Annotated in this window: 2 protein-coding genes; both read right to left on the minus strand. The window is 57.5% G+C overall.

The window, feature by feature from the left end; translation table 11 throughout:
* A partial coding sequence (locus WBC85_RS01090; protein WP_424432840.1) for an MATE family efflux transporter occupies nt 1–1,338 on the minus strand: 1,338 nt, incomplete at its 3' end.
* Nucleotides 1,339–1,360: 22 nt separating this feature from the next.
* On the minus strand, nt 1,361–2,155 hold a 795-nt coding region (locus tag WBC85_RS01095), incomplete at its 5' end, for a nickel/cobalt transporter (protein WP_424432841.1).

The raw sequence follows: 2,155 nt of genomic DNA on the forward strand, positions 1-2,155 counted from the left end.
GAACCGCAGGGTCATCAGGATCGCGGCAAATCCAAGTCCGATCGCCAAACCGCCCCAAATACCGGCACCGCCAAACCCCAATGGAAAGCCCAGCAAATAGCTGCACGGCACGCCAATGATCCAATAGCTGAATGCAGCATAGATCATCGGCGCTTTGGTGTCGCGAAGGCCGCGCAATAGCCCAAGCGCCATCACCTGTGATGCATCCACCAGCTGGAACACACCCGCCATCAACAACAAAACAGCACCAGTCGCCATAATAGCCGCCTTGTTTGGCTCGTCGCGATCCAGGAACAGCGAAATGAGTTGGTCGGGGAACAGCACAAAAGCCGCAATCGTGACAAGCGCCACAATAAGCGACATTGCAGTAACCACCTTCGCCCCGCGCGCCAGATGCTCGACGTCGCGCCGCCCCAGCGCATTGCCCGCGCGCACGGTCGCTGCATTGGACAGACCTAGGTGAATCATAAAGGTCGCGCTGGCCAGTTGAAGTGCAACGCCGTGCGCCGCCAGCGCGATGGTTCCAAGCCAGCCCATCATCAAGGTCGCAGCAGCAAACAGGCCGACTTCAGCGAGCATTGTAAAGCCTATCGGAACACCAAGGCGTCCCACCAAAAAGAATGCATCCCAATCGGGGCGCCAAATACGCGCGAAAATCTGTTGTCGCGGCAGCGCAATGATTACATAGGCTGCAATCACCAGAAGCGAAAGAACTTGCACTATCAAAGACGCAATCGCAGAGCCGCGCAAACCAAGTTCAGGCATGCCCCAATTGCCGAAAATCAGCGCGTAATTGGCGAACACATTTACGCCGGCCGCAATCAACGTGACCCAAAGCACCACGCTCGTGCGTTCTAGCGCGGCAAGATAGGACTTGAGCACCATAACGCCCAAGGCAGGAATGATCCCCCAGCCCGCAATGCGCAGATAGGCCTGCACATCTGCGACCAGCGCGTCATCTTGTCCAAGCCCACGCAAGAGCGGAGCGGAAAAGATAAACAAAGGCATGATAACAATCGCGAAGACGAAGGACATCCATAGCCCCATGCGGGTTGTGCGGCGCATTTGCACCTCATCGCCCGCAGAAAACTGGCTTGCCACAAGCGGCATAACGGCCTGCGCGAAACCCGAACCGAAAATGAACAAAACGAAAAAGAAGGTGCTCGCAAGGGTGACGGCAGCCAGACCCTCGATCGAGTACCAGCCCATCATGATCGTGTCGGTCATGCCAATCGCGAATTGGGCGAGATGCCCCCCGATCAAGGGCAAGCCAAGGGTCAATATTGCACGGGCATGACCAGCCGTGGTCATCGGTTCTGTTTTTATTGATGTCGTCATTGTCCAAGCTTTGACTGAAGCGTCACAGCGCGGCAAGCGTCATTTGCAGCGCAAGCAGTGCAATCAGAAGGCCGACGGCAATTTGCAAGGACAGTGTCGTCGTCAAAAACCTGTCGCCCTGTGCAACGCGGGCAAGAAAACCTGCACGCAATGACGTCGATAGCACTGCAAAGAGCACTGTGATGCTGGCAGTGCCAAGCCCCATCACGAATGCACCCGCGATCCCTGCTGCGAATATCCCCATGCTCCAGGTGATAATCAGCAGGAACAATGCGCCTGTGCAAGGGCGGATCGCAACCGCACCGATGAGCGCGAGAGCATCGCGCAAAGAGTGCGTATCAGCTGCTTGCGACGGTGTCGGGCCATGAGAATGACCACAGGTCGAGCAAGTCGCGCCGCTCTCGTGATGGTGGTTATGTTGGTGCGTGTTTGCACGTAGCGCGCGCAGCCCACGCCACGCAAGCCAAAGTCCAACCAGCGCAATCGCGCCCGTGCTTGCAGGGGCCAACCAGCGCTCTGCCGCTATGGTCATTTCGCTACGTCCCCAGCCCAAAACCAACACGCCAACCGCGACCAGAATCACCGCGCTCGCGGCTTGTGCAAGACTGGATGCAATTGCCAATACCGAAAGCTTCAATCTGGGAATGTCACGGGCCAATCCATAGCCGCCAATCACAAGTTTTCCATGCCCCGGCCCAGCCGCATGGAAAAAACCGTAGGCAAAGCAAAGCCCCATCAGACTTGCAAACGCCGCCGGTTCCCCGCGCTTCAACGCCCGCAAATAGCCGGCCATCGCCTGTTGCACGTCGCGCTGACC

This window comes from Planktotalea sp. (assembly GCF_049680325.1).
Lineage (GTDB): Bacteria > Pseudomonadota > Alphaproteobacteria > Rhodobacterales > Rhodobacteraceae > Planktotalea.